Origin of the sequence: Pedobacter sp. PACM 27299, assembly GCF_001412655.1 — a bacterium.
Classification (GTDB): Bacteria; Bacteroidota; Bacteroidia; order Sphingobacteriales; family Sphingobacteriaceae; genus Pedobacter.
On sequence record NZ_CP012996.1, the window covers coordinates 3695546 to 3719491 of the forward strand.

The 23946-nt window shown below is 42.9% G+C and carries 22 protein-coding genes; 12 read left to right on the forward strand and 10 right to left on the reverse strand.

What is annotated here, in order from left to right; translation table 11 throughout:
* The first annotated feature begins 15 nt into the window (after positions 1 to 15).
* Both AQ505_RS15485 and AQ505_RS15490 read left to right on the forward strand, forming a co-directional pair.
* The gene (locus AQ505_RS15485; RefSeq protein WP_062549010.1) at positions 16 to 2226 is read left to right on the forward strand and encodes an alpha-galactosidase; all 2211 of its coding nucleotides are present in this window, start codon (positions 16 to 18) and stop codon (positions 2224 to 2226) included.
* A gap of 14 nt (positions 2227 to 2240) precedes the next feature.
* Positions 2241 to 4226 carry a sialate O-acetylesterase gene (locus AQ505_RS15490; RefSeq protein ID WP_062549011.1) on the forward strand — a complete coding sequence of 662 codons (1986 nt, stop codon included), beginning with the start codon at positions 2241 to 2243 and terminating at the stop codon, positions 4224 to 4226.
* Between the two features lie 80 nt (positions 4227 to 4306).
* Here AQ505_RS15490 and AQ505_RS15495 read toward each other — a convergent pair whose 3' ends face one another.
* Positions 4307 to 6646 carry a glycoside hydrolase family 95 protein gene (locus tag AQ505_RS15495; RefSeq protein ID WP_062549012.1) on the reverse strand — a complete coding sequence of 780 codons (2340 nt, stop codon included), beginning with the start codon at positions 6644 to 6646 and terminating at the stop codon, positions 4307 to 4309.
* A 295-nt stretch (positions 6647 to 6941) separates the two neighbouring features.
* On the opposite strand from AQ505_RS15495, the gene AQ505_RS15500 reads away from it, so the two are divergent.
* Together AQ505_RS15500 and AQ505_RS26950 are read left to right on the forward strand one after the other, a co-directional pair.
* Positions 6942 to 7703: an AraC family ligand binding domain-containing protein gene (locus AQ505_RS15500; RefSeq protein ID WP_231634893.1), complete on the forward strand. Its 762-nt coding sequence runs from the start codon at positions 6942 to 6944 to the stop codon at positions 7701 to 7703.
* The gene (locus AQ505_RS26950; protein ID WP_231634894.1) at positions 7636 to 7851 is read left to right on the forward strand and encodes a helix-turn-helix transcriptional regulator; all 216 of its coding nucleotides are present in this window, start codon (positions 7636 to 7638) and stop codon (positions 7849 to 7851) included. The genes AQ505_RS15500 and AQ505_RS26950 overlap by 68 nt, the downstream gene beginning before the upstream one ends.
* Positions 7852 to 7863: 12 nt before the next feature.
* Here the strand turns inward: AQ505_RS26950 and AQ505_RS15505 are convergent, their stop codons facing one another.
* Together AQ505_RS15505 and AQ505_RS15510 are read right to left on the reverse strand one after the other, a co-directional pair.
* Positions 7864 to 8868, reverse strand: a complete 1005-nt coding sequence (locus tag AQ505_RS15505; RefSeq protein ID WP_062549013.1) for a metallophosphoesterase — start codon at positions 8866 to 8868, stop codon at positions 7864 to 7866.
* Between the two features lie 183 nt (positions 8869 to 9051).
* Complete coding sequence (locus AQ505_RS15510; protein ID WP_062549014.1) at positions 9052 to 10083, reverse strand: S41 family peptidase; 1032 nt, start codon at positions 10081 to 10083, stop codon at positions 9052 to 9054.
* 96 nt (positions 10084 to 10179) lie between these two features.
* Here AQ505_RS15510 and AQ505_RS15515 point away from each other — a divergent pair, with 96 nt between their 5' ends.
* Positions 10180 to 10692, forward strand: a complete 513-nt coding sequence (locus AQ505_RS15515; RefSeq protein WP_062549015.1) for a PPC domain-containing DNA-binding protein — start codon at positions 10180 to 10182, stop codon at positions 10690 to 10692.
* 2 nt (positions 10693 to 10694) lie between these two features.
* Here the strand turns inward: AQ505_RS15515 and AQ505_RS15520 are convergent, their stop codons facing one another.
* Positions 10695 to 11066: a winged helix-turn-helix transcriptional regulator gene (locus AQ505_RS15520; protein ID WP_062549016.1), complete on the reverse strand. Its 372-nt coding sequence runs from the start codon at positions 11064 to 11066 to the stop codon at positions 10695 to 10697.
* Between the two features lie 78 nt (positions 11067 to 11144).
* Between AQ505_RS15520 and AQ505_RS15525 the strand changes: the two genes are divergently transcribed.
* Both AQ505_RS15525 and katG read left to right on the forward strand, forming a co-directional pair.
* Complete coding sequence (locus AQ505_RS15525) at positions 11145 to 12023, forward strand: NAD(P)H-binding protein (protein WP_062549017.1); 879 nt, start codon at positions 11145 to 11147, stop codon at positions 12021 to 12023.
* Positions 12024 to 12171: 148 nt separating this feature from the next.
* Positions 12172 to 14454, forward strand: a complete 2283-nt coding sequence (gene katG, locus AQ505_RS15530; protein ID WP_062549018.1) for a catalase/peroxidase HPI — start codon at positions 12172 to 12174, stop codon at positions 14452 to 14454.
* A 105-nt stretch (positions 14455 to 14559) separates the two neighbouring features.
* Here katG and AQ505_RS15535 read toward each other — a convergent pair whose 3' ends face one another.
* Both AQ505_RS15535 and AQ505_RS15540 read right to left on the reverse strand, forming a co-directional pair.
* Entirely contained in the window at positions 14560 to 15375 is an 816-nt protein-coding gene (locus AQ505_RS15535) for a DNA alkylation repair protein (RefSeq protein WP_062549019.1), read from the reverse strand.
* Positions 15368 to 15724 carry a YybH family protein gene (locus AQ505_RS15540; RefSeq protein WP_062549020.1) on the reverse strand — a complete coding sequence of 119 codons (357 nt, stop codon included), beginning with the start codon at positions 15722 to 15724 and terminating at the stop codon, positions 15368 to 15370. The genes AQ505_RS15535 and AQ505_RS15540 overlap by 8 nt, the downstream gene beginning before the upstream one ends.
* A 100-nt stretch (positions 15725 to 15824) precedes the next feature.
* Between AQ505_RS15540 and AQ505_RS15545 the strand changes: the two genes are divergently transcribed.
* Positions 15825 to 16160: a winged helix-turn-helix transcriptional regulator gene (locus AQ505_RS15545; protein ID WP_062549021.1), complete on the forward strand. Its 336-nt coding sequence runs from the start codon at positions 15825 to 15827 to the stop codon at positions 16158 to 16160.
* Positions 16161 to 16251: 91 nt separating this feature from the next.
* Here the strand turns inward: AQ505_RS15545 and AQ505_RS27145 are convergent, their stop codons facing one another.
* The 3 genes from AQ505_RS27145 to AQ505_RS15555 all read right to left on the reverse strand — a co-directional run bounded on the left by AQ505_RS27145 (position 16252) and on the right by AQ505_RS15555 (position 18258).
* On the reverse strand, positions 16252 to 16380 hold the full coding sequence (locus AQ505_RS27145; RefSeq protein WP_257720567.1) for a hypothetical protein: 129 nt from the start codon (positions 16378 to 16380) through the stop codon (positions 16252 to 16254).
* Positions 16381 to 16528: 148 nt separating this feature from the next.
* Positions 16529 to 16771, reverse strand: a complete 243-nt coding sequence (locus AQ505_RS15550; protein WP_157262405.1) for a DUF6266 family protein — start codon at positions 16769 to 16771, stop codon at positions 16529 to 16531.
* 290 nt (positions 16772 to 17061) lie between these two features.
* Entirely contained in the window at positions 17062 to 18258 is a 1197-nt protein-coding gene (locus AQ505_RS15555; protein WP_062549023.1) for a GTP-binding protein, read from the reverse strand.
* Positions 18259 to 18456: 198 nt separating this feature from the next.
* Here AQ505_RS15555 and AQ505_RS15560 point away from each other — a divergent pair, with 198 nt between their 5' ends.
* Positions 18457 to 19299, forward strand: coding sequence for an XAC2610-related protein (locus tag AQ505_RS15560; RefSeq protein WP_157262407.1), 843 nt, complete (start codon positions 18457 to 18459; stop codon positions 19297 to 19299).
* Between the two features lie 55 nt (positions 19300 to 19354).
* Here the strand turns inward: AQ505_RS15560 and AQ505_RS15565 are convergent, their stop codons facing one another.
* The gene (locus AQ505_RS15565) at positions 19355 to 20038 is read right to left on the reverse strand and encodes an HAD-IA family hydrolase (RefSeq protein WP_197286189.1); all 684 of its coding nucleotides are present in this window, start codon (positions 20036 to 20038) and stop codon (positions 19355 to 19357) included.
* 287 nt (positions 20039 to 20325) lie between these two features.
* On the opposite strand from AQ505_RS15565, the gene AQ505_RS15570 reads away from it, so the two are divergent.
* From AQ505_RS15570 to AQ505_RS15580, 3 genes are all read left to right on the forward strand, one after another.
* Positions 20326 to 21900, forward strand: coding sequence for a Na+/H+ antiporter (locus AQ505_RS15570; RefSeq protein ID WP_062549025.1), 1575 nt, complete (start codon positions 20326 to 20328; stop codon positions 21898 to 21900).
* 129 nt (positions 21901 to 22029) lie between these two features.
* On the forward strand, positions 22030 to 22494 hold the full coding sequence (locus AQ505_RS15575) for a sigma-70 family RNA polymerase sigma factor (RefSeq protein ID WP_231634895.1): 465 nt from the start codon (positions 22030 to 22032) through the stop codon (positions 22492 to 22494).
* A 99-nt stretch (positions 22495 to 22593) separates the two neighbouring features.
* Complete coding sequence (locus AQ505_RS15580) at positions 22594 to 23775, forward strand: FecR family protein (protein ID WP_062549027.1); 1182 nt, start codon at positions 22594 to 22596, stop codon at positions 23773 to 23775.
* The last annotated feature ends 171 nt before the right edge of the window (positions 23776 to 23946 follow it).

Consider the following 23946-nt stretch of genomic DNA (forward strand, 5'->3'; position numbering starts at 1 on the left):
GAAACCCTATAAATAATGATAAAAATCCGAATAAATACCAAGCCCCTGCCCTATTGTTTCCTGCTATTTGTATCTGCGTTTATCTCCACAAAATCAGTGGCGCAGTTGGTGGTCATTCCAATAGAAACCCAGCACAATGCCTTAGTTTTACAAACAGATACCAACAAGCATCTGGGCACGATTTACTTTGGAAAGAAACTCTCCAAATCAACAGAATACACGAAAGTGTCAGCTCAGTTTAAACAAACGCCTGATTATACGGGTGTGCTCAATTCGGTGTATACCCCATCCGGTTCCAGAAACTTATTAGAACCAGCGATTACCGTTACTCATGCAGATGGCAACAATTCTTTAGACCTGAAGTATGTAAAACATGAGCTTAAAAACATCAATAGTAACGTCTCTTTATTGAGCATCTTTCTAAAGGATCCGATCTATAACTTTAAGGTGACCTTACAGTATAAAATCTACTTTAAGGAGGATGTAATTGAGCAATGGTCTGCGATCAGCCATGGCGAAAAAGGAAATGTAACCCTCCATAAATACGCTTCTGCAAACCTTTACTTAAAAGGTGGAAACTACTATTTAACACAGTATCATGGAGATTGGGCCAAAGAAATGCAGCCTGAAGAATCGAAACTTACCCATGGCATCAAAACCCTGGATTCTAAATTAGGTACCCGCGCAGATCTGTTTCAGCCACCGGTATTTATGGTTTCCTTAAACAAGCCTGCTACAGAAGATGAAGGCACGGTATTGTTTGCAGGTTTAGCTTACAGCGGAAATTTCCGTACCGATCTGGAAGTTGATTATCAGGATAACCTGCGCATCATTTCGGGCATCAACAACTACGCTTCTCCCTATACTTTGAAACCAAATGAAGAATTTACAACACCTGTATTTCTATATACGCTATCTACTCAAGGTAAAGGTGCAGCCAGCAGAAACCTGCACAATTGGGCCAGAGATTACAAATTACTGGATGGCAATGGCAGCCGTTTAACCTTGCTGAATAACTGGGAAGCTACTTACTTTGATTTCAATGAAAACAAACTCGCCAGACTTTTAAAGGACACTAAAAAATTGGGTGTAGAGTTGTTTTTACTGGATGATGGATGGTTTGCCAATAAATACCCGCGTAATGGTGATGTTGCTGGTTTAGGAGATTGGCAGGAGAACAAAAAGAAGCTGCCAAACGGGATCTCCTCACTGCTAAAAGAAGCCAGACAAAACCAGGTAAAGTTTGGCATCTGGATAGAACCGGAAATGGTAAATCCTAAAAGTGAGCTTTATGAAAAACACCCGGATTGGGTGGTGAAACAACCCAACAGACCAGAACATTACTTCAGAAACCAATTGGTACTGGACTTAACGAACCCTAAAGTTCAGGATTTTGTGTACGGTGTGGTAGATGATTTATTTACCAAAAACCCGGAACTCGCGTATATCAAATGGGATTGTAATGCAGTGATCTATAATGCGCATTCTGCTACGCTTAAAAACCAGGATCATTTTTACATTGAATATGTAAGAGGTTTGTATAAAGTGCTGGAAAAAATCAGGGCCAAATATCCGAAAGTACCGATGATGCTGTGCTCTGGTGGCGGCGGAAGAGTAGACTATGCAGCCTTACAATATTTCACCGAATTCTGGCCTAGCGACAATACCGATGCGATGGAGCGTATTTTTATGCAATGGGAATACTCTTACTTCTATCCTTCAATTGCCACAGCAAATCATGTGACGGATTGGGGTAAACAGCCTATAAAATTCCGTACGGATGTAGCCATGATGGGCAAGCTAGGTTTTGATATCGTAGTGTCTGAACTGGCAGAAAAAGACCTTAAATTTTGTCAGGAAGCCATTAAAAATTATGATGATGTAAAAAGCACGATCTGGGCTGGAAATCAGTACCGTTTATCGGATCCAAGAACCGCTAATGTAGCTTCCATGCTTTATGTGAATGAGGATAAAACAACTGGTGTTATTTTTAATTATCTTGTCAACAATAGATATGGCGCAAACAGTAGCTCCCCTATTTTATTGAAAGGATTAGACCCTTCAAAAAATTACAGGATCCACGAAATCAACCTATATCCAGGCACCAATTCTACTATAAAAGCAGATCAGGTGTATTCCGGAGATTTCCTGAGTACGGTTGGCTTTAATCCTGATGTAAATTCAGGTAGAACCAGTGTCATTTTGAAAATTGAACAAGCAAAATAACCTAAACCATTCCAATGAAATTAAAACGCCCGTACCTTAGCACTGCTGCCCTTCTGGCCTTGGTTGCTGCTAGCTTTCAGGTAAACGCCAAAATCACTTTAGCACCTGTTTTTAGTGACCACATGGTGATCCAGCAGAAAACAAATGTAGCCATATGGGGTAAAGCAGACCCAGGAAAAACGGTTGATCTCCAGGCCAGCTGGGGATCAAAAGTGTTTAAAACCACCGCAGATCAAAACGGAAACTGGATGGTAAAAATTCCGACACCGGGTTTTGGCGGCCCATATAAAATCAACATTTCTGATGGCAGCCCTTTCCAGCTTTCAGACGTAATGCTCGGTGATGTCTGGATTTGTTCGGGTCAGTCTAATATGGAAATGCCATTGGCTGGCTGGGGGAAAATCAACAATTTCCAGCAGGAAATTAAGGGCGCAAATTATCCTAAAATCAGGCTGCTACAAGTGAACCACACCGCAAGCAGCGCCCCACTCGAATCACTGAATTTAGCAAATGGCGGCTGGACGGTTTGTAGTCCCGAAAACATCCCTGAATTCTCTTCCACAGCTTACTTTTTTGCCAGAGAAGTCTATCAAAAAACAGGTATTCCTATCGGATTAATTCATACTTCCTGGGGTGGCACTATTGCGGAAGCCTGGACCAGCGCTGCCGGACTAAAAGCTTTCCCGGAGTTTGATGAGGCCATTGAAAAACAGAAAAAAGTACAAAACAAAGCGGATTACGAGAAACAATTGCAGGAATGGGAACAGATGGTGTTAGACCGTGATGAAGGTTATAAATCTGGTGCACCTCATTGGCTGGATGCACAAACTGACGAATCCAATTGGAGAGTGATGCGTCTACCCGCCCTTTGGGAAGATGCGGCATTACCAGGTTTTGATGGTGCCGTTTATTTCCGTAAAAAAATAACCTTACCTGCTTCATGGAAAGGCCAGGAATTAACCTTGCACCTGGGTACGATTGACGACAACGACCTGACTTATTTCAATGGTAAGAAGATCGGAGAAACAAAAGGTTATAACCTGAGCAGAAATTATAAAATCCCGGCTAATCACTTAGTGGATGACGAAAATACGATCTCCATCAGAGTCTTTGACGGCAGTGGCGGCGGAGGTATTTATGGAGAACCAAGTCAGCTGTCCATTACAGCAGCAAATGGAGAAAGTATGGATTTATCTGGAGATTGGCAGTACAAAGTGGGCCTGGATCTTAAGAAAGTTCCAGCAATGCCTGTCAGTGATGATCAGCCAAATCGTCCAACAGTATTGTACAATGCGATGATCCATCCTTTTTTGAATTTCGCAATTAAAGGAGCAATATGGTATCAGGGAGAAAGCAATGCCGATCGTGCACACCAATACCGCACACTCTTCCCAGCAATGATCAACGACTGGAGAAAATCCTGGAATATTGGAGATTTCCCTTTTTACTTTGTACAGCTTGCCGATTTTATGAAAGCGGAACCTAATCCTGCGGCCTCTCCATGGGCAGAACTCAGGGATGCCCAAAAAGCTGCTTTAAAACTGAATAATACGGGGATGGCTGTGGCCATTGACATCGGAAATTCTGCCGATATCCACCCTAAAAATAAACAGGAAGTAGGCCGAAGATTGGCCTTAATTGCACTGGCTAAAACTTATGGAAAACAAATCCCCTACTCCGGACCGGAATTAAAAAACTATACCATTGAAAAAGATGCAGTTAACCTGAATTTCAATCCTGGTGATGGTGCTTTAAAAACAAAAGATGGCGCAGCAGTAAAAGGCTTTTCAATTGCTGGGGCAGATCAGGTATTTCATTGGGCAGATGCCCGGATTGCAGGAAATCAGATTATAGTGAGTTCTTCAAGTGTTTCAGATCCTAAAGCAGTTCGTTACGCCTGGGCGAATAATCCGGAATCTAATCTAACTAACCAGGCCGGTCTCCCAGCTTCCCCTTTCAAGACAGATGATTGGGCAGACAGTACATTAAATAAGAAATAGATGCTATTGCTTAAACACCAAAAAGACCCTTATAAAACGCTGAAATTTCTGGGTTTTATAAGGGTCTTTTTGATGCTCAGTTATTGCTGAGCTAAAGGCTGACTCAGGATTTCTTTGATCAACCCATTGATTTTTACTTTTACCTTTTGTGGTTTAGGGGAAGCAATCCGATAATGACTGATCTGACCATCCTTCCAGGTCATATCTACGGTGAAATTACCTCTTGCTTTCAGCCCTTTTATATTTCCATAAGCCTTCCATGCATCTGGCATTGCCGGTAATAAATCTATAAAATCATCATGGCTTTGCAGCAGCATTTCTGCAATTCCTGCGGTAGCGCCAAAGTTCCCATCAATCTGAAACGGCGGTCCGGCAGAAAGCATATTCGGATATACCCCACCACCTGCACCATAATTGATATTCGTGGCATGAGTTGGTTTAAGAATCTCTTTCAGCAGTTTAAAAGCACGATTTCCGTCTAAAAGTCTCGCCCAAAACAACTGCTTATAAGCAATTGTCCATCCTGGTCCGTCGTCCCCTCTAACTTCCAGGGTTTTCTTTGCCGCTTCTGCCAATTCTGGCGTCTTAGCCGGTGTGATCAGCGAAGCGGGATACAAGCCATACAAATGAGAAATATGGCGGTGCTGAGGATCTGTTTCTTTATAATCTTCCAGCCATTCCTGAATTCTTCCATCTTTACTGATGATGCCTGCTGGCGGTACCGATTTCAGCTGTATTTCCAATTCCTTTCTAAAGTCTGCATCTTTATTTAACAGTTTAGAGGCCGTAATCACATTATTGAAAAGCTCTCTTACGATTTGATTGTCAATGGTCGGCCCCATAGAAATACTCGCTGTTTTGCCATTAGGCAGATAGAACGTGTTTTCCGGTGAAACCGATGGTGAAGTCACTAACCAGCCGGTTTTAGGGTCTTTAATCTGGGCACTTTTATAGAATTGTGCGGAGCCTTTTAAAACAGGGTAAATGCTTTTCAGGTAATCCAGGTCATTACTGAAGGTATAATGTTCCCATAAATTGTTGCACAACCAACCCGAACCTGCATTGGAAGCACCCCATGAAGCACTTTCACCGGGCTCTGTAAATCCCCATACATTGGTAATGACATGGGCAATCCAGCCCTCTGCATTATAATAGGCTTTTGCAGTTCGTTCCCCAGGTTTAACCAGTCCTTTTACCAAATCTGCCAGTGGCAAATTCAGTTCAGAAAGATTAGAGACCTCTACCGGCCAGTGGTTCATCTGCACATTTACATCCAGGTGATAATCCCCATTCCAGGGCGTATTAATTTCTTTAGCCCATAAGCCTTGCAGGTTTGGAGGCAACAGGCCCACTCTGGTGCTGCTAATGCTCAGGTACCTGCCGAATTGAAAGAATAAAGCCGGTAATGAAGGGTCTTCAGTAAAATCCTTATAGAATCGATCCAATCTTTCATTGGTAGGCAGTGCCGCCGATTTACCTGTCCCCAGGTATATATCAACTCTTTTATACAGTTTTCTGAAATTCCTAATGTGATTGGCCTTTTGAATGCCATAGTCCTTTTTCATGGCTGCAGTAAGCAGTTGCTTCGATTTATCTTTAAAGTCCGGCCATTTAAAATCAGTTGCAGCGGAAACGAAAATGATCAGTTCCGTAGCATCCTTTACCAGCAGGGAATTCGCACTTGCAGTCAGCTTTCCTCCCTTTGTGCTTGCTGCTACACGCGCCAGATACTGCATCCCTTTCCCGTCGCTCCCATTATCCAATTGTCCGGACATTTGCAGCTCCAGACCTTCAGTTTTAACAGCCGACTTTTCCGGCCTGCTCATTCCAATCCGACAATTGATCATTCCAGGTTTACTCGCCGTAATTCTAATGATATTTACATCGTTATCAAAACTAGAAAAGTACTCCTTTTTATAGGTTACGCCGTTTTTCAGGTAGGTGCTGGTCGCAATGGCATCGTCCAATACCAATTCCCTTTTGTAAGCTTTTACTTCCTGATTTCCCTTTGGGGATTGATCAGCCCCAAAGTCCAGTTCCAATGTTCCCAGCGTCTGGTATTTTCCCCATTTTGCGCCGCCAGAACCTGGACTTACACATACAAAATCCCGGTTTACCAGTTCCTGTGCCTCATCGTTCTTACCTTCCAGAATTAGTTTTCTGATCTGCGGCAAACTTTTATTGGCTTCATAATTATTTGCGTCTTGTGGCCCACCAGACCACAGGGTGATGTCGTTCAATACAATTTTTTCCTTTAACACGCCACCATCTGGTGTCATGCCTAATCGTCCATTCCCCAAAGGCAATGTTTCTTCCCACATTTTAGCAGGTTCTCCATACCATAATTTTAATTTTTGCTGTGCAAAAGCAACAGTCGAGCAACCGATAAAAAAGGTGATAAATAGTAGTTTTCTGTTCATAAAAGAGTATTTGGTCTTGCTTCAAGCCAAATCTAAGCGATAGGCCCGAATATAGGAATAGGACATCCGGCTATTCACATGGATTATCCGCCGATAAGCTACAGCTAAGCAATCAATTACTCCAGTTTAACGAACATTATCTTCAAGAAAAACACCCATTTAATGCTCCTGGAATACCGCATGTAACAGCGCTGAAGTATTTGCTGATTCCTATCCAAAAATACTATATTTAGCCTATCCCATGGATCTCCTCAAAATAATGATCCGCAAGACACACACCAAATAGAACTACGGAATGAACAACATCAAAAGAAGGGATGGGTTTGAGGGTGAGAAATACATCAGTGTTCCTGAAAGTGCATGGAGAAATGCGATCAGAGAAAATCCGCTGATGGCCCAGCTTTATGTCACCTATATTGGATACTTTCCTAAGGCTGCTTACCATTACCGGGAAAGACCTGAGGGCTGTGAAGACAATATCTTGGTTTATTGTATCCGTGGGAAAGGTTGGTTTAAACTCAATGGCCAGCACTTTGAAGTAAGCCCAAATGAATTTATCATTGCCCCCAGCACAAAAGAACCCATAAGCTATGGCGCTGACGAACAGGACCCCTGGACCATTTACTGGGTACATTTCAGTGGAAACAATATGACATCCTTTAACAAAGGGTTCAACATAAAAATGGATGATGGCGCGCGGGAAATTTTACTGAATGAACAAGGAATAAAAATCTGGGAATCCATGTACCGGAACCTGGAACTTGGTTATAGCCAGGAAAACCTAAGTCATGTAAACCTCGCTCTATACCATTTTCTAGCCACCTTTCTATATCCGGAACAGCATACCAATGCAGAAATCCAGGACGAAAAGAACATGATTAAAGATACCATCCTGTATCTAAAAGAAAATCTGGATTTGAAGCTTACCGTAGAAGATATGGCGACAAGAAACAGCCTCTCCACTTCTCATTTCTCCAGCTTATTTAAGCATGTCTCCATTGGATTACCTCATCCATTTGCGGATACAACATGCCTGTGTGGTGCTTGCTGGTTATGACACTAAAATCAAAGACATCGCTTTGGAAATCGGCTACGATGATCCCTTTCATTTTTCCAGGCTGTTTAAGAAAAACATGAAAGTTTCCCCTATTCAATACCGTATTAACAGGAGAAAAAAAGAAGAAAATATGGTATTAGCGGTATAACCTATATGACCCTTATTTAGTTAAGGTCGTTTCATACATTACTTTTCCGGTATGGTGGATAATCTGTGCATTTAACCTTTTGTTATCGATCGAAAAATACATAAAACCAGGCTCGGCAGCCTCAAATTTACTGTAGGCTACTCCAGCGCTAACGGGTGTCACTTCAGATCCGGCACCAGAAATGAATTGATGCGTATAACCTTCCGGCTTTAAATGCTGTAAAGAATGGTCATGTCCCGACAAATAAACATCTACTTTATTGCGTTCGAAAATGTCTTTAAGCACCTTCCTCACGGCAAGTGTATCGTAGTTTTTTATCCTTGGTCCAACAGTATATATGGGATGGTGCCCCATTACCATTTTCCATTTCACCTGAGGTCCGGCATTTTTTAACGTCTCCTCAATCCAGGCCAGTTGGCGCTCAGGCTGCTGATCATCTATATAAGGTGCGTATTTTGGGTTGTTGTGAAACTCTGGTATCAGTGGACAAGTGTCAATAAAAACCATCAGCACTTTGTCGCCCTTATTTCCCAGTGCTACTTCTTTCGAATAATAACGTGCAGGCATATTCCATCTTCTGCTCACTTTACTGTACCTCACCTGAGCATCAGGATCACTCTGGTAATCGTGATTTCCTAAAATGGGAAACCAATCCTCCTGAAGCGAGAAATCAGTGTAGATGTTTTCAAAAGAATAATGCCATAAGGGATCATGTTCACTAACCACTCCTTTTGGGTAGAAATTGTCACCTAAAGAGAGGATAAAATCATTTGGATGTTCGGTAGCCCATTTTCCCATTTGCCTGGCCACATGAATCTGATGGTCATAACCAGTCCTGCCCCAATCTCCAATAGCCACAAAATGCAAAGGGTAATCATCCTTTAATGCAGCACTAGGTGCAACATCTTCACTTTCAAGATGGGTTTCTGCATCGGCTGCTATTGCCTGTATTGGCGCTAAAAAACTGGCTCCCAATGCGGTAAAAGCCGTGCTTTTCACAAAATCTCTTCTTTTCATATACTGGTTAAGGGTGGTTTGTTATCTCGATGAAAATTAATATTCATCGAAGGGCGAAATTACTTCCTTTAATCCCCCTTCAGTTTAACTCAACATTAACCTTTTGTTAATCTTAACGCCCTCGCCCTAATCAGATAGGCAGTATAAAAACCAGAAAAATAGAAATGCGAATGTCGGATGAGCTTATCTCTTGACCTTTTTAAGCCATAAAACAGCTTCCTGCACTTTTCTATCTTCAGTCAACTTTTCGAAATGATCGCCATCCTTTACCATAAGATCAGGCGTTATATTTTTAGGATAAACCTTGCCTTTCCTATCTGTTGCATAATCAACCGCCAGGTTAAGTCCAGAATAGCTGTTTAATTCAAAGCCAAGATTGGTTGTCGTATAACCAGCGCTAGGTTCTCCAATCAGGACCGCATTTTTTCTACCGATGGTAGTAATTGCAGTCATTTCACCAGAACTCGCGGTATAACCACTAATTAAAATCGCTATTGGCAGGTCTTTTTTAATGGGATATCCCTCATATTTAACAGGAGATACCTGCATAGAATCCACATAAAACACGCCCTCTTTGATGACCCAACTGCCATCAGGCTGACCGTCCGAAGTAATAAATCCACCCACTTTTCCTGTTCCCAGGAAATCTGTCAAACCTGCAATCATAGGATACATATTTCCACCGGTATTTACACGTAAATCAATGATCCATCCTTTTATCTTTTTAGTATGAATTTTAGCGATGGCCTGCTGAATACTGCTGCTGATACTGTCCAGATGCTCGTTCCTAAAATCACTGTTCCCTGGAATCAGAATATAGCCAATATCATCACCTATACGCTCCGAACGTACCTCTTTATATTTTTTAGTCGCCTCTTTTATGGTATTATTTACCTTAGGCTGATCCTTTCCTGCCCATCCATAAGTTTTGTTCTTAAAATTCAAACTACCATGATGGTCGTCAATCTGCTCAAAAATATAAGGGTAAACCGGAAGAATATCCTCATAAGTTTTTGCCCCAGCAGTCTTTTTATAGACCTCATTCCTGAGCTCCTGCCAGTTTACTTTACTACTGTTTAACGCATTCTTTTCTATGATCCGAAGACTCCTATCTAAGTAGTTTTTAACACTGTCGACTGTCTGACCAGAATTGTCCTGGCCTTTTACAGTTAAAGAAAAAGCAGCCAGGAGCAGTAGAAATAGGTATTTGTTCATGTATTGAGGTTTCGACCCGAAAGTTATCACAATTATGATAAAACCCCATCATCCAGGTTATTTTAATCATGAATTCAACTGCCATACCTTTGTAACATGAAGAAAATCTTATTCTTAATTATAGCTACCCTGCTATTGACTAAATCATACGGACAGGACAAACAGTCCACATCTATCAGCCGTTATGTTAAAACCCCAACCGGATATTTGATGGTACTCAGAGCGGGCGACCATATATTTGAAGCGATGGAAGCACTTGCAGAAAAAGAACAAATTCCATCTGCTAATTTCTACGGAATGGGCTTCGCTGGCAGTGTTACCTTTGGTTTTTATGATTTCAATAAGAAACAATTTAACCCTAAGGAATTTAAGCGGGTGGAAATGGGAAGCCTTACAGGTTCTATTGGATGGACCAAAGGGAAACCTTCCCTGCATATCCATGGTGTAGCTACGGATGCAGATTTTAAAGCCTACGGCGGACATGTTTTGGCCATGACTGTGGGAACTGGCTCCATGGAAATCACGGTCACCGTCCATAATGAAAAGTTGGAAAGAAAGGTCGAACAGCCTTTAAACGCTAATGTGCTACAGCTGGACTCCGAAAAATAAGTTTATACCGACTGGTTAAAAGCACCTTCCCTATCCTTGAACGCCCAGGCGGCCATTGCCTGAATAATAGGTTCTAAACCCTGGCCGGCAGGCGTTAACTGATAGGTCACAAAAGGAGGAACTACCGGTTTTGCTTCCCTGATCAGCAGCTGATCTGCTTCCAGCTGTTTCAAATGCTGTATGAGCATTTTCTCTGTTACCGCTGGAATTGCCCGTTTCAATTCACTATAACGCTTAGGGCCTGTAGAAAGGTGATAAAGGATGATCGGTTTCCAATATCCACCGATTTTTTCCATCACATAGGTGACCGGACATTGTTCCAATGCATATTGCTTATTTTCCTGTATGGTTGAGGTTTTCTTGATTGCAGTCATGATACATACTATAGGGTAAGTACTTGTAAAAAAGTAAGTACAAATATACCTTTGTTATCGGAAATTAAAACAATCAATATGAAAATTATCATTACAGGTTCCTTAGGGAATATAGGAAAACCACTGACTAAAAACCTGGTGGCTGCAGGTCACGAAATCACCGTCATCAGCAGCAACCCAGCAAGAACTGCAGACATAGAAAACCTAGGTGCAAAAGCCCAGATTGGTTCAGTAACCGATGCCGATTTTTTAAAACAGGCTTTTAACGGAGCTGATGCCGTATTTGCCATGACTCCGCCAAACCTTGGTGGAAGCAATGTGATCAGCAATACAATCAATGCTGGTAAAGCTTATGCAAATGCCATTCAGGAATCAGGTGTAAACCGGGTAGTAATGCTGAGCAGTATCGGAGCCGATTTTCCAGGTGGAACAGGCCCAATTACAGGTCTGCACCACATTGAGCAATTATATCAGGACCTGAATGATGTGGCTGTTACTTTTCTTCGTGCTGGTTTCTTCTATACTAATTTTTATAATGATGTGCCTTTGATCAAAGCTGCCGGCATTATCGGAGCCAACTATCCAGCGGACATCAGCGCTCCATTAGTTCACCCTACAGATATCGCAGTTGCAGCAGCGGAAGAACTGCAAAGAACAAGCGCCGGAAAAGACATCAAATACATTGTAAGTGATGTACGCCAGCCAGCTGATTTTGCCAAAGTTTTAGGTGCAGCCATCGGAAAACCCGAACTTCCTTGGGTAGAATTTACCGATGAACAGTCTTTACAAGGAATGACACAGGCCGGAATCCCAGAAGAAATTGCCGGTTTATACACAGAAATGGGCAATGCTTTTCGTACAGGAAAACTGAGCAAAGATTTCCAAAAGAGCGGCTCTCCAGTGAATGGAAACACAAAACTGGAAGATTTCGCAAAAGAATTTGCGGCAAAGTTCTAAGCTGCAGCTCAATATAAGAATCCGGCTGCTCATGAAGGAGCCGGATTTTCAGGAGAATTGATTGTGATTCTTTCCTCAATTATGTTATTTTTATACTGCTTTACGATTAGCGAGGAACAAGCATTATTTAATATATAATATTTTAAATATGGAAAACGAATCTAATGACATCAGTAAATGCCCCTTTCATAATGGCAGCTTGAAACACAATGTTGGTGGTGGCGGAACCAGAAACCACGATTGGTGGCCAAATCAGTTAAAACTAAGTATCCTACGTCAGCACTCTTCCTTATCGAACCCTATGGGGGAAGACTTTGATTATGCCAAAGCTTTCAATAGCCTGGACCTCGCAGCAGTAAAAAAAGACCTTCATGCACTCATGACCGATTCTCAGGATTGGTGGCCTGCAGATTTTGGTCATTACGGTGGTTTATTCATTCGAATGGCCTGGCACAGTGCCGGAACCTATCGCGTAGGCGATGGACGTGGCGGTGCTGGTGCAGGACTGCAGCGCTTTGCACCACTCAACAGCTGGCCAGACAACGTGAGTCTGGATAAAGCACGTCGGTTGTTATGGCCAATTAAACAAAAGTATGGCCGCAATATTTCCTGGGCCGATTTAATGATCCTTACTGGTAACGTAGCCCTGGAATCCATGGGCTTTAAAACCTTCGGTTATGCCGGTGGACGTATCGATTTATGGGAGGCAGACGAATCCGTTTATTGGGGTTCTGAAACCAAATGGCTAGGTGGTGACATCAGATATGCCCAAGGCTCAGAAGGCGTATCAGAAGATCATGGGGTGTTGGTTTCTGATGATGATCCGGATGGAAAAACCCACTCCCGGAAGCTGGAAAAACCACTTGCAGCAGTACAAATGGGATTGATCTATGTGAATCCAGAAGGCCCTGATGGCGATCCTAACCCTGTGGCTTCTGCCAAAGATATTCGTGATACGTTTGGCCGCATGGCCATGAACGATGAAGAAACCGTAGCTTTAATCGCTGGTGGACATAGTTTTGGCAAAACACATGGCGCAGCACCTGCGGATAATGTGGGCAAAGAACCTGAAGCCGTAGACCTTGAAATGCAGGGATTAGGCTGGGCCAACGGCTACCGTACCGGCAAAGGCCCGGATGCAATTACCAGCGGACTGGAGGTCATCTGGACCACAACGCCAACTCAATGGAGCAACAACTTCTTTGAAAACCTGTTTGGATTTGAATGGGAATTAACCACCAGTCCGGCAGGCGCACACCAATGGGTAGCCCGGGATGCAGCAGCCATCATTCCTGATGCCTTTGATACCGAAAAGAAACACCTGCCTACCATGCTCACAACTGATCTAGCTTTAAGGTTTGATCCGGTATACGAGAAAATATCCCGTCGTTTCTTCGAAAACCCGGATGAGTTTGCCGATGCTTTTGCACGTGCATGGTATAAATTAACCCACCGTGATATGGGCCCCCGCGACCGTTACCTGGGCCCGGAAATACCACAGGAGGAATTGCTGTGGCAAGACCCTATTCCCGCAGTTGATCATCAACTAATCGATGAAAATGAGGTAGCCGCATTAAAGGCAAAAATACTGGATACAAGTTTAAGCACCGCTGAATTGGTTGCTACGGCATGGGCTTCAGCTGCTACCTTCCGCGGTACTGACAAACGCGGTGGTGCCAATGGCGCCCGGATTCGTCTGGCTCCACAAAAAGACTGGCAGGTGAACCAACCGGCACAGCTGCAAAAAGTATTGAGTATCCTGGATAATATCCAGCAGGGATTTAATAATGCGCAGACTGGTGGCAAAAAAGTTTCTCTGGCAGACTTAATCGTGCTTGCGGGTTCAGCAGCAGTTGAAAAAGCAGCCAAAGATGCTGGTCATCCTACTACCGTTCCTTTTACCGCTGGCCGTATGGATGCTTCACAGGAACAAACAGATGTGGAATCATTTGGCTACCTGGAACCATTGGCCGATGGTTTCCGCAATTACCGTAAATCAAAAATCCCGGTATCCACAGAAGAGTTACTGATAGATAAAGCACATTTATTGACACTGACTATCCCTGAATTAACCGTTCTTATAGGTGGTATGCGTGCCTTAAACACCAATTTTGACCAATCCAAACATGGTATTTTCAGCTCAAGACCGGGTGTACTCAGCAATGACTTCTTCGTCAACTTACTCGATATGAGCACCGTATGGAAAGCGGTATCGGAAGACAAAGAAGTTTATGAAGGACGCGACCGTGCCAGCAACCATGTAAAATGGACAGGATCTCGGGCAGACCTTGTTTTTGGATCTAATTCAGAACTGAGAGCCGTAGCAGAAGTATATGCAAGTGCAGATGCTCAGGGTAAATTTGTAAACGACTTTATCGCCGCCTGGACTAAAGTAATGAACCTGGACAGGTTCGACTTGAAAACAAAATAACAACACACCTTACAAAATACTGTTTAAAATCCCTTATGAAACCTGATTTCATAAGGGATTTTTCTTTTCAGCAGAACTCAGCCTGGCCTAAAATCCACCAGCAAATCAGAATTGGAAGCTAATATTTCTGGTAGCACGTTTCACAATTTTCAGCGTGTGTTGATCTGAGCTTTCAGCCAGCCATGATTTACACACATGAACCAGCCAATCAGGCCGACTTTTACCGGCATCATTCAGCCAATTGCCTATAGAAAGTTGCACATAAGGAGAAGGATCAGCCTTTAAGGCCTCCAACAATCCCATGGCCAATTCTGGCTGCGCTGTTAATACTTTAAGATGCTTACACCATACACCACGAGGTCGTGTCGCTTCTGTAGTAAAGCGTCGGATATTTTCATGCGCACTATTCGTCCAATCCATAAGAATGCGAATGCTTTCCAGCAAATGGGTTTCAATGGGTTCACGCATCGCCATCCAGGCAAGCTCCCGAACCCCAAAATGAGTGTCTGCTGCAAATGGAGAAATCGCTTTAAACTGCTCATTTATAATCAATTCATGATCCATTCCAACCATATAGACTGCCCAGCAGCGGACACTATCAGAGGGATGATGGGCAAGGTATGCAAACAGCCGAGGCGCTCCAGCCTCTTTTATGCCTGAAAGTAATGTTTTACTGATTTCCAGGACCAAAGTTCTTACACTGGCACCCTGCAGTTTCCCCAACCGATTTTTACAAGCCTGCAGCAAAACCGGATAGTCAGAGAGTACATTCTGAAGCAACACCAGATGGTCAACAGCAAGCCATTCTGTAAGATTTACGCTTTCAATTGTTCCTTTATTCAATTCAATGCGCACTTCCGCAGGGATATCTTTAGATTTTGCAGCCCCTTTCCTATCGCACAATACACCTCTTTTAATCATTCCAAATGTCCTTTATGATATACCATTCTTCTTCCACATACTGCCAGACATATATATAAAATCCACTTGCTAGCTGCTGATCTTCTACATTCAGCAAAACATATTCACCAGCTTCAAAAGCGTAATCCCCTGAAATCACCAAATCCTGAGTCCTAAAACCTCCTTTACACACACCCAATTTAAAAACAGCATCAAAGAAATGCGCAATAGCTTCCCTGCTTTTAACGACGACTTGTTTTGGAGGATAAAGTACCGCGTCAACGGTATATAATAAGGAAAGTGCATGGCCATCCTGATCATGGATTGCCTGATTAAACTGGTCATTTCTCCGATTTATTTTTGTTCTCATTTGATGAATGTAATTTGAAATGCTAATTTCGGGCACTCATCCCTGCAAAACAATAATGGACAAATTTGTCCCTGCCATTTTGTGAAATCACCCGCTGCTTATGAAAACAAAACTCCGCATCACAGAGAATAAAATTTGTCCATTAGAACATGCAGTCAATACCATCAGTGGTAAATGGAAAATCCCAATTGTATGGCACCTCCATCAGGGTGTAAAAAGACCTGCAGATTTTTTTCTGCACATCGCGGATATGAACAGAAGAGTGCTCACAAGACAACTGAAAGAACTGGAAGAGAGTGGCATTATCTTCAAGACCATTATTAAAGAAAAACCGCTGGAAGTTGAATACCAGCTCAGCAGCTCAGGCAATCAGCTGGTAGCAGCGCTTTGGAACCTGAACGACTGGGGTATTGAGTTACTGAAACACGCAACCTGATTATTTCAATCATTAATAGATAATTAACCGTCATTTCAGATTGTAGCATCCCTCAAAAGTCTGCTATTCCCCAGTTCAGATTCCACTACAGCTATAGCAATTTAATCACTTTCTGGCTTTCTGCAAGGCCATTCAGGTTACCCGCATAGGCACTGTCTGAAATTAACTGACCATTCGCAGATTTAAAGCAGACATAAACTTCCATTTGTCCATTCCTCATCCATTCCGAATGAAGCGGGATAAAACAGCTTCCATCCCCACTTTTTCCCGCATTTAGAAATTGCTCGCACGCCCATGATCTGGGTGATTCACCATCACCATCAGAATGTCATCGTAAAGGCCATTTTCAAAACCAGTAGTATTCCAGCTTAAATTAATCCCTTCCTTCCCTTACTGAGCTTTAAATCCTGGGCCATTTCCAGGCTTCCTTTACTGAGGATTACTTTGCTGTAATCCACTTTAATATCGGGATACTGTCCTGTTAAAGCGTGTTTTTTATTATAGGAAGTCGCCAGATTGTGTGGGTTTTTTACCGTTCCTTCCGCTTCCAGCTTAAAGCTGACATTGATAAAATCGGCCATCGGCTTCAATAGACCCTTCGTCACCGACATGGCCTGACGGTTACCCAGTTGATTTATACTCGGTTTCCCAGCTCTGCCGATCAAATGGCATGCCGGCTGCCCATTTAAAATGTAAAAAACCAGCTTTCCTATTTTGCCGCAAGGGTGCCCATGCGGGCCTGCATAACATATTGCATTTAACCTGAAAAAGCCCTAGCAACCTACTGCTAATACACTGGAAAAACTCACAAATGTAAAGCCTCTTATTGAACACAATACGGCTAAACTTCGCCTCATGCCAGACCCCGGCCCCAATGCTGAATCCCCTTTACGGACTAACATTAAGCTGATATCTTTGGTGCATACCGTCCCCCAATGTTAAAATCCCTGAGTTCTTTATCATCCAATAAACAGTTTTCCAAGAGTTTCTGCAGCTTTTCCTGATCCAGCTCCTGACCAATGAATACCAGTTCATTTAAGCGGTCTCCATAGTTTTTATCCCAATTTCCTTCTATTAACACCTTATTTTCTACAAAATCTGCATCAGTAATTCGCGCTTCAAATGGCATACTGCACCACCATACACCTGCATCTTCCAATCGGGAAGAACCTCCGGCCTGAGAGAAATTCTGCGCATCGCCTGGGCGGTCCGCGGTCCAGAACAAGCCTTTAGACCTAATGATATTGGAAGGAAATTCATTTTGCAGAAAGTTCATTAGCCTTTTCGGGTGAAAAGGACGTTTGTCTCTAAACACCATGGAATTGATGCCATAAGCATCCGTTTCGGCTTGATGGATGCTGTTGAACTCTTTGATCCAGCCGGCAGACTCCGAAGCTGTATTGAAATTAAACTTCCCGGTATTTAAGATCGCTTTGAGGTCAACTCTGGAAAACACACTTTCCAAAATCTCAGCTTCAGGATTCAATTTATGGATCACTGCTTTTAGCAGGTTTAATTCTTCTGCATTTACCAGATCCTTTTTGTTCAATACAATGACATTGGCAAATTCAATCTGATCGGTCAGCAGGTTTACAATGGTCCGCTCATCCCCCTCCATGTCCGTCAGCGCCCTGTCTTTCAGCAATTCGGCGGAGCCGAAATCTTTGTAAAAGTTAAAGCAATCCACTACGGTCACCATCGTATCTACATAGCTAAAAGCAGAAAGGTCTATTCCTTTTTCCTCATCGATAAAGGTGAAGGTCTGTGCAACGGGAATAGGTTCAGAGATTCCCGTACTTTCAATCAACAGGTAGTCGAAACGGTTCTCTCTGGCCAGCTTTTCTACTTCAATCATCAAGTCTTCCCTCAAAGTACAGCAGATGCAGCCGTTACTCATTTCCACCAGTTTTTCTTCTGTTCTTGAGAGTGAACCTTCATTCTTCACCAGCCTTCCATCAATGTTCACTTCGCTCATATCATTTACGATAACTGCAACCCTCAGGTTTTCTTTGTTATGGAGGATGTAATTGAGCAGGGTGGTTTTACCGCTTCCCAGAAAGCCGGAAAGTACAGTAACAGGTAGTCTTTTTATTTTCATACAAATGCAATTAAGTTGCAAGTATAAATCATTTTTAACACTAAAGCAACTTAATTGCATTTAAAATTTATCCCTCAAAATTCATCTCTAGATGAATTTTGAGGGATATTTAAATCGACATGATGTTTTAAATATTATTGTTAGTTTTATGAGTGGATCAGACTGGCTCAATCCAGCTGATCAAACAGACTGCAAACCATGAAAAGAATTCTAGCAATTACATTCCTGATGCTCAGTATAAGTTCCTTATATGCACAGCCTTTTACTTTTAAATCAATAGGTCTGGTCAAGCCCTTTCGCTTCCAGATTTACTATGGCGCAATGGGAAAAGGCGCTTTTGTACAATATGTCGGTCAGAAAGGCATCATCCCATTACGGATAAAAAGCCGTAGTGTAGACAGTACCGAGCGTAAGAGCGGCCAGCCGGATATGACCACTTATGTATGGGAGGAGGTCATTGACGGCCAGGTTACCGGCAGCTATGGATTGGTGGAGGGCTTGCGGAATCTGGAAGACATCTGGTACCTTAGAAAGAAAGATGGCAAGCGCTTTTCAATGGAATACCTTCGGCAAGAAACAGAGGAATACGACGGGGAAAACAAGTACCTATTGCATGGAGCTTTACTTTCCTTCAATTATATGAACCACGACCGGCTCAGTATTGTCTATCCTGACGGGGTAAAAAAGGTATTCGAATTACCGGATTTTGACTCCCCAAGTTATGTCAGGAACAGCTACATTGCTGATTACAATTTCGATGGCTATGATGACATTGCCTTTTCCATACCCGACGCCGGCATGGGGGTTTACCAGACTTATAGCATATATCTTTATCAGCCGGCTACAAAACGTTTTGAAAAGTTATCCGAGTCCAGTGATTCCAGGGTTAAATGCTACGGTCTGAACAATGTGGCTATTGATCAGCATAAAAAACTACTGTACAGTTCTTGTCGCGGTGGCGCCAGGTGGTGGAAAGATGTGTACCGTTTTGAATCTGGCAACAAGTTAGTTTGGATAAAATCCACTGAAGCAAAAGAGTAAAATCCTGAAAGGGCATAAGGGAGGATGCTGATTCATCACCGCATCCCCCATCCTATTAATCAATTAATGGCAATAGTTCTATTAGGTTGTGGATGATCTGATCAGGCTGAGCGGTTTGCAGCTGGGCAGCAGTATGTGCACCCGTGGTGATGCCGATACTCAATCCGCAGCCTGCATTCTGTCCCTCTTCTATATCAATTATTGAATCTCCAATTTTAACTACACTTCCCGGATCCGTAATATCGAATCGTTTCATTGCGAAATCAATCATATCCGGGTCAGGTCTGTTACCAGGCACGTCTGAAGCCGTCACTAAGGCATCAAAATCTACTCCTTCTTTCCATCCCAATTTCTCGATGATGGAGCTTGCAGTAGGCCTGTCGTATCCTGTATTGAGCACAGCCAGAATATTCCTCTCCTTTAATGCCGAAAATACTTTGATGGCATTGGGCTGAGGCAATATTTCTTCTTTCGCGTAAGCATCGGTCAGGCTGATGATAAATTCTTCGTAAATCTTTGTGGTCAGCGCTTCGTCTGTGATTCTGCCATAAGTAGAAAGTACAGAGCGGATGGCTTGTCTTTTTTCTTTACCGGCTCCCTGAGCCAGTACTTCATCCAAACTAAATTCGAAACCGGCATTGTTAATGGCATTTCTGAGCGTCTTATAAACTAGGTTATCTTCATTCACTGTAGTTCCCGCCATATCGAAAACTACCATTGCTATTTTATTCTTTTTCATATCAATTTGCTAAACATTGTTTAATTAAGCTAATACCTAATCCAGTGAATGTTTAGCAAAACTAAACTTTGTTTATAAATACTAGTTGGATCTTATATTAAGTTTTTGTTAATTCTTGATTACGGTTTGACCTTGAAAGAGGAAGAATTCAGCAGAAAAGGAAAGGGCTCAGCTGCCCAGGAAAAGCAAGTCCGCAGCAGCCTCAGATTAGGCTAAAACCGACAGGCTTTATTGGGCTTGCAGTTCTAAAAAAATCGGACTAAATTGTAGGATACAAATGCTGAAGAATGCTGGATAACTTCCCTTTTTACCTGAGTTTAATTGTGGCCATTGTATTGCTGATCATGCTGGCCAACAAAATAAAAGTTGCCTATCCGGTATTACTGGTGGTGGCAGGATTACTCATCAGCTTTATTCCTGAGGTCCCTACCATCCACATTGACCCGGAATTGATTTTCTTTATCTTCCTACCTCCGCTGCTTTATGAGGCAGCCTGGGGAATTTCCTGGAAAGAGCTCTGGCGCTGGCGGCGCATCATTACCAGTTTCGCCTTTGTGGTGGTTTTCCTGACTGCAATATCAGTAGCGTTTGTGGCCAATCATTTTATCCCTGGTTTTTCATTGGTACTGGGCTTTTTACTGGGTGGCATTGTATCTCCGCCAGATGCGGTCAGTGCGGGCGCGATATTGAAATTTGTGAAAGTCCCCAAAAGGATGTCCTCCATATTAGAAGGAGAAAGCCTGTTGAACGATGCGTCCTCCCTGATTATTTTTCGTTTTGCTTTGATTGCAGTAGCCACCGGTCAGTTTGTCTGGTATGAAGCTGCGCTGAGTTTTAGCTGGATGTTAATTGGTGGTGTAGGCATTGGATTACTGGTGGGCTGGATTTTCATGAAAGCCCATAAATATCTCCCTACGGATACCAATATGGATATTGTATTGACGATAGTAACGCCATACATCATGTACCTTGCTGCGGAAGAGGTACACAGTTCAGGGGTATTGGCGGTGGTGAGTGGCGGCCTCCTCTTGTCGAACAAGCGGCATTTATTTCTTAGTAGCACCTCGCGTTTGCAGGGTGTGAATTTCTGGGAAAGTCTCTGTTTTGTGTTGAATGGCTTAGTATTTATGCTGATAGGTTTAGACTTACCTGAGATTACTGCAGGGCTTGAGGGTGTGAGTACCTCATCGGCAATCGGTTATGGGGTATTAATTACAGGGGTATTGATCGTAGGACGAATTTTATCGGCCTATGGTGCGGTATTGGTGACTTTAGTTGCCCGTAACTTTATTACGGTAGCTGATACCAGAAGTCCGGGCTATAAAGTTCCTTTTATATTGGGCTGGACGGGCATGCGCGGTGTAGTTTCTCTGGCAGCGGCATTATCTATTCCTTTACATCTGCCTGACGGTACACCATTCCCGCAAAGAAACCTGATCCTTTTCATCACCTTTGTGGTGATCCTTTTGACTTTACTGCTCCAGGGTTTAACCCTGCCCTATCTGATCCGGAAAATACAAATCCCCAATATGGACGAGAGTTTATCGGAGGAGGAAGCCTATCATCAGATCAGGAAGCAATTGGCGAGTCATGCTTTGGCGCACCTCAATACGCATTACAAGGAACAGCTGAATCATCAGCCTGTGCTGCAGCAAATGGCAAAAAAATGGGAGCAAAATGTGACTGTAAGAGATGGTGAGCTGATGGTGGAAGAATGCAAAGTCATTTACATTGACATTTTAAATCAACAAAGAGATTTTCTGCATCAGAAAAACAACGAGGAAGTAACGCTTAATGAAGAGGTCATTAGAAAACATTTAAGGTTTTTGGACATGGAGGAAGAAAAGTTGAATTTTCTGTAAATCCCGCTGAGAAATGTTTAATTCTCGATAAGTATATTTTATATTTGGTGCATGGTGGGGGAAGATCGGGGCGCACTCAACATCGATGAATTTGAAGTACTTTTTCGCAGGAATCATAAATTCTTGTGTATGATTGCTATGGACTACGTTCATGATCAGTTTATTGCAGAAGATCTGGTTCAGGAGTTTTTCATCAACTACTGGCAACGAAAGGATCTGGTCAAGTTCAGCAGCAGTTTTGAAGCTTATGCAAGGAGGGCGGTAAAATATAAGAGTATTGACTACCTCCGGAAAATCGCTACAGCTCAGAAGCGCAATACAATGCTCGCAATTTCCGAAGCACAACTGGCGATCGCAGACGATACAGAAGACCAGGATCTTCAGCAGCAGCGCTATATCAAGATCATAGAGATGATTCAGTCTTTGCCAGAGGAACGCAGAAAGGTTTTTATGCTCCATGCCATGGATAAACTCAGTCATGCGCAGATCGCTGAAAAACAAAGCATCTCTATCAATACCGTAAAAACTCAGCTGCGCAGGGCTTATGCTGCCTTAAGGACCAAAACACTTGGGCTGCTAATTGGAATACTGTAATATTTTACCCGCTATAAACCAACGTGTTGTAATTTAATCACTTCTTTTTTTCCATCTACTGTCACCCATCTCCTACTTCTTTACGACACAGTGTTGATTATGGAGAATAACCTCATACCTTTTGATCCGGATTCGGATAAAGTTCTGGAAAAACTGGAAGCAGATCAAGCTGCCGGTCTGGAACTGAATGCTGAACAAGAAAACCTGCTGAAAGAACTTCAAGGAATCAGAGCGGAGGCTGGGGCAGCTTTAAAAGCCTATCATGTTTTCGATACGGATCGTAAATGGGCGGAGTTCAAACAGCAAATCGCAGCTGAGGATACTGTTCAGGAAAAAAACCATCAGCCGATCAGTTTATGGCTCAGGATCTCTGCTGCTGCTGCGGCCATATTTATCATTGCAGGTATAGGATTAGTTTTCCAGAAAACCAGTCAGCAGCCTCAGCAGTCGGCTAATGTTTTTCTAAATGACATTCCAGCTGGAAAACAATCGGCAACGTTAACCCTGGACAACGGTCAGAAAATTGTGTTATCAGGGGCAGGTAACGGACAAGTCACTAAGGAATCAGGCATTGTGATCAGTAAATCAGCAGATGGACAGCTGCAATACCGCGTAGGCGCTCAGGATGTTGAGGCTTCCAGTAAAATACATACTTTATCAACTGGCAATGGAGAAACCTATAGGCTGCAATTACCAGACCATACCGAAATATGGTTGAATTCGGCTTCCAGCATAAAGTTCCCAGCGTCTTTTGACGGTCTGAAAGACCGTAAAGTAGAACTAAAAGGAGAAGCATATTTTGAGATTGCACAAGATAAGGAACATCCTTTTATCGTAAAAACAGCGCAGCAGGAAGTTCAGGTTTTAGGGACACATTTCAATATCAACAGCGATTCTGATCAACAAAACACCAGAACGACCTTATTGGAGGGCAGTCTCCGAATTACCAATAATGTTAAAAAAGAACAGCTGATCAAGCCGGGCGAACAGTCCTTCGTCAATGAGGGTACTGAGATCCTTGTTTCACCGGCCGACCTCAAATCTACAATGGCCTGGAAAAACGGATACTTCCGCTTTAATGGAGCAAGGATCGATGAGGTCATGTTGAAAATCAGCCGCTGGTATGACCTGGAGGTTTCCTATCAGGGGCCGATAACTAAAGAAAGATTCAGTGGGAACATCTCCCGAAATAAAAATATCAGCGAGGTACTCAATATGCTGAGCTATTCTAAAGCAGTTAAATTTAAGGTTGAAGGAAGGAGGCTGACGGTTATGCAATAAAAACTACCTGAATTCTAATTGCCAGAGGAACGATTTGTGATCCACCCTATCAGGATCCACCATGATTGGCTGATCATCAGATAACAATACCAGTCCGACGCCAATCGAACTGGTACACGTAAGGCTGGCTATCCACAAAAAATTGTCAACTAACCGCTAAAGGCCGCGATC

What these genes read in the sequence shown, in the direction of transcription:
- AQ505_RS15485 (WP_062549010.1), top strand. Translation starts at nt 16, where the DNA reads ATGATAAAAATCCGAATAAATACCAAGCCCCTGCCCTATTGTTTCCTG.
- AQ505_RS15490 (WP_062549011.1), top strand. Translation starts at nt 2,241, where the DNA reads ATGAAATTAAAACGCCCGTACCTTAGCACTGCTGCCCTTCTGGCCTTG.
- AQ505_RS15495 (WP_062549012.1), bottom strand. Translation starts at nt 6,646, where the DNA reads ATGAACAGAAAACTACTATTTATCACCTTTTTTATCGGTTGCTCGACT.
- AQ505_RS15500 (WP_231634893.1), top strand. Translation starts at nt 6,942, where the DNA reads ATGAACAACATCAAAAGAAGGGATGGGTTTGAGGGTGAGAAATACATC.
- AQ505_RS26950 (WP_231634894.1), top strand. Translation starts at nt 7,636, where the DNA reads ATGTCTCCATTGGATTACCTCATCCATTTGCGGATACAACATGCCTGT.
- AQ505_RS15505 (WP_062549013.1), bottom strand. Translation starts at nt 8,868, where the DNA reads ATGAAAAGAAGAGATTTTGTGAAAAGCACGGCTTTTACCGCATTGGGA.
- AQ505_RS15510 (WP_062549014.1), bottom strand. Translation starts at nt 10,083, where the DNA reads ATGAACAAATACCTATTTCTACTGCTCCTGGCTGCTTTTTCTTTAACT.
- AQ505_RS15515 (WP_062549015.1), top strand. Translation starts at nt 10,180, where the DNA reads ATGAAGAAAATCTTATTCTTAATTATAGCTACCCTGCTATTGACTAAA.
- AQ505_RS15520 (WP_062549016.1), bottom strand. Translation starts at nt 11,066, where the DNA reads ATGACTGCAATCAAGAAAACCTCAACCATACAGGAAAATAAGCAATAT.
- AQ505_RS15525 (WP_062549017.1), top strand. Translation starts at nt 11,145, where the DNA reads ATGAAAATTATCATTACAGGTTCCTTAGGGAATATAGGAAAACCACTG.
- katG (WP_062549018.1), top strand. Translation starts at nt 12,172, where the DNA reads ATGGAAAACGAATCTAATGACATCAGTAAATGCCCCTTTCATAATGGC.
- AQ505_RS15535 (WP_062549019.1), bottom strand. Translation starts at nt 15,375, where the DNA reads ATGATTAAAAGAGGTGTATTGTGCGATAGGAAAGGGGCTGCAAAATCT.
- AQ505_RS15540 (WP_062549020.1), bottom strand. Translation starts at nt 15,724, where the DNA reads ATGAGAACAAAAATAAATCGGAGAAATGACCAGTTTAATCAGGCAATC.
- AQ505_RS15545 (WP_062549021.1), top strand. Translation starts at nt 15,825, where the DNA reads ATGAAAACAAAACTCCGCATCACAGAGAATAAAATTTGTCCATTAGAA.
- AQ505_RS27145 (WP_257720567.1), bottom strand. Translation starts at nt 16,380, where the DNA reads ATGAGGAATGGACAAATGGAAGTTTATGTCTGCTTTAAATCTGCGAAT.
- AQ505_RS15550 (WP_157262405.1), bottom strand. Translation starts at nt 16,771, where the DNA reads ATGTCGGTGACGAAGGGTCTATTGAAGCCGATGGCCGATTTTATCAAT.
- AQ505_RS15555 (WP_062549023.1), bottom strand. Translation starts at nt 18,258, where the DNA reads ATGAAAATAAAAAGACTACCTGTTACTGTACTTTCCGGCTTTCTGGGA.
- AQ505_RS15560 (WP_157262407.1), top strand. Translation starts at nt 18,457, where the DNA reads ATGAAAAGAATTCTAGCAATTACATTCCTGATGCTCAGTATAAGTTCC.
- AQ505_RS15565 (WP_197286189.1), bottom strand. Translation starts at nt 20,038, where the DNA reads ATGAAAAAGAATAAAATAGCAATGGTAGTTTTCGATATGGCGGGAACT.
- AQ505_RS15570 (WP_062549025.1), top strand. Translation starts at nt 20,326, where the DNA reads ATGCTGGATAACTTCCCTTTTTACCTGAGTTTAATTGTGGCCATTGTA.
- AQ505_RS15575 (WP_231634895.1), top strand. Translation starts at nt 22,030, where the DNA reads ATGATTGCTATGGACTACGTTCATGATCAGTTTATTGCAGAAGATCTG.
- AQ505_RS15580 (WP_062549027.1), top strand. Translation starts at nt 22,594, where the DNA reads ATGGAGAATAACCTCATACCTTTTGATCCGGATTCGGATAAAGTTCTG.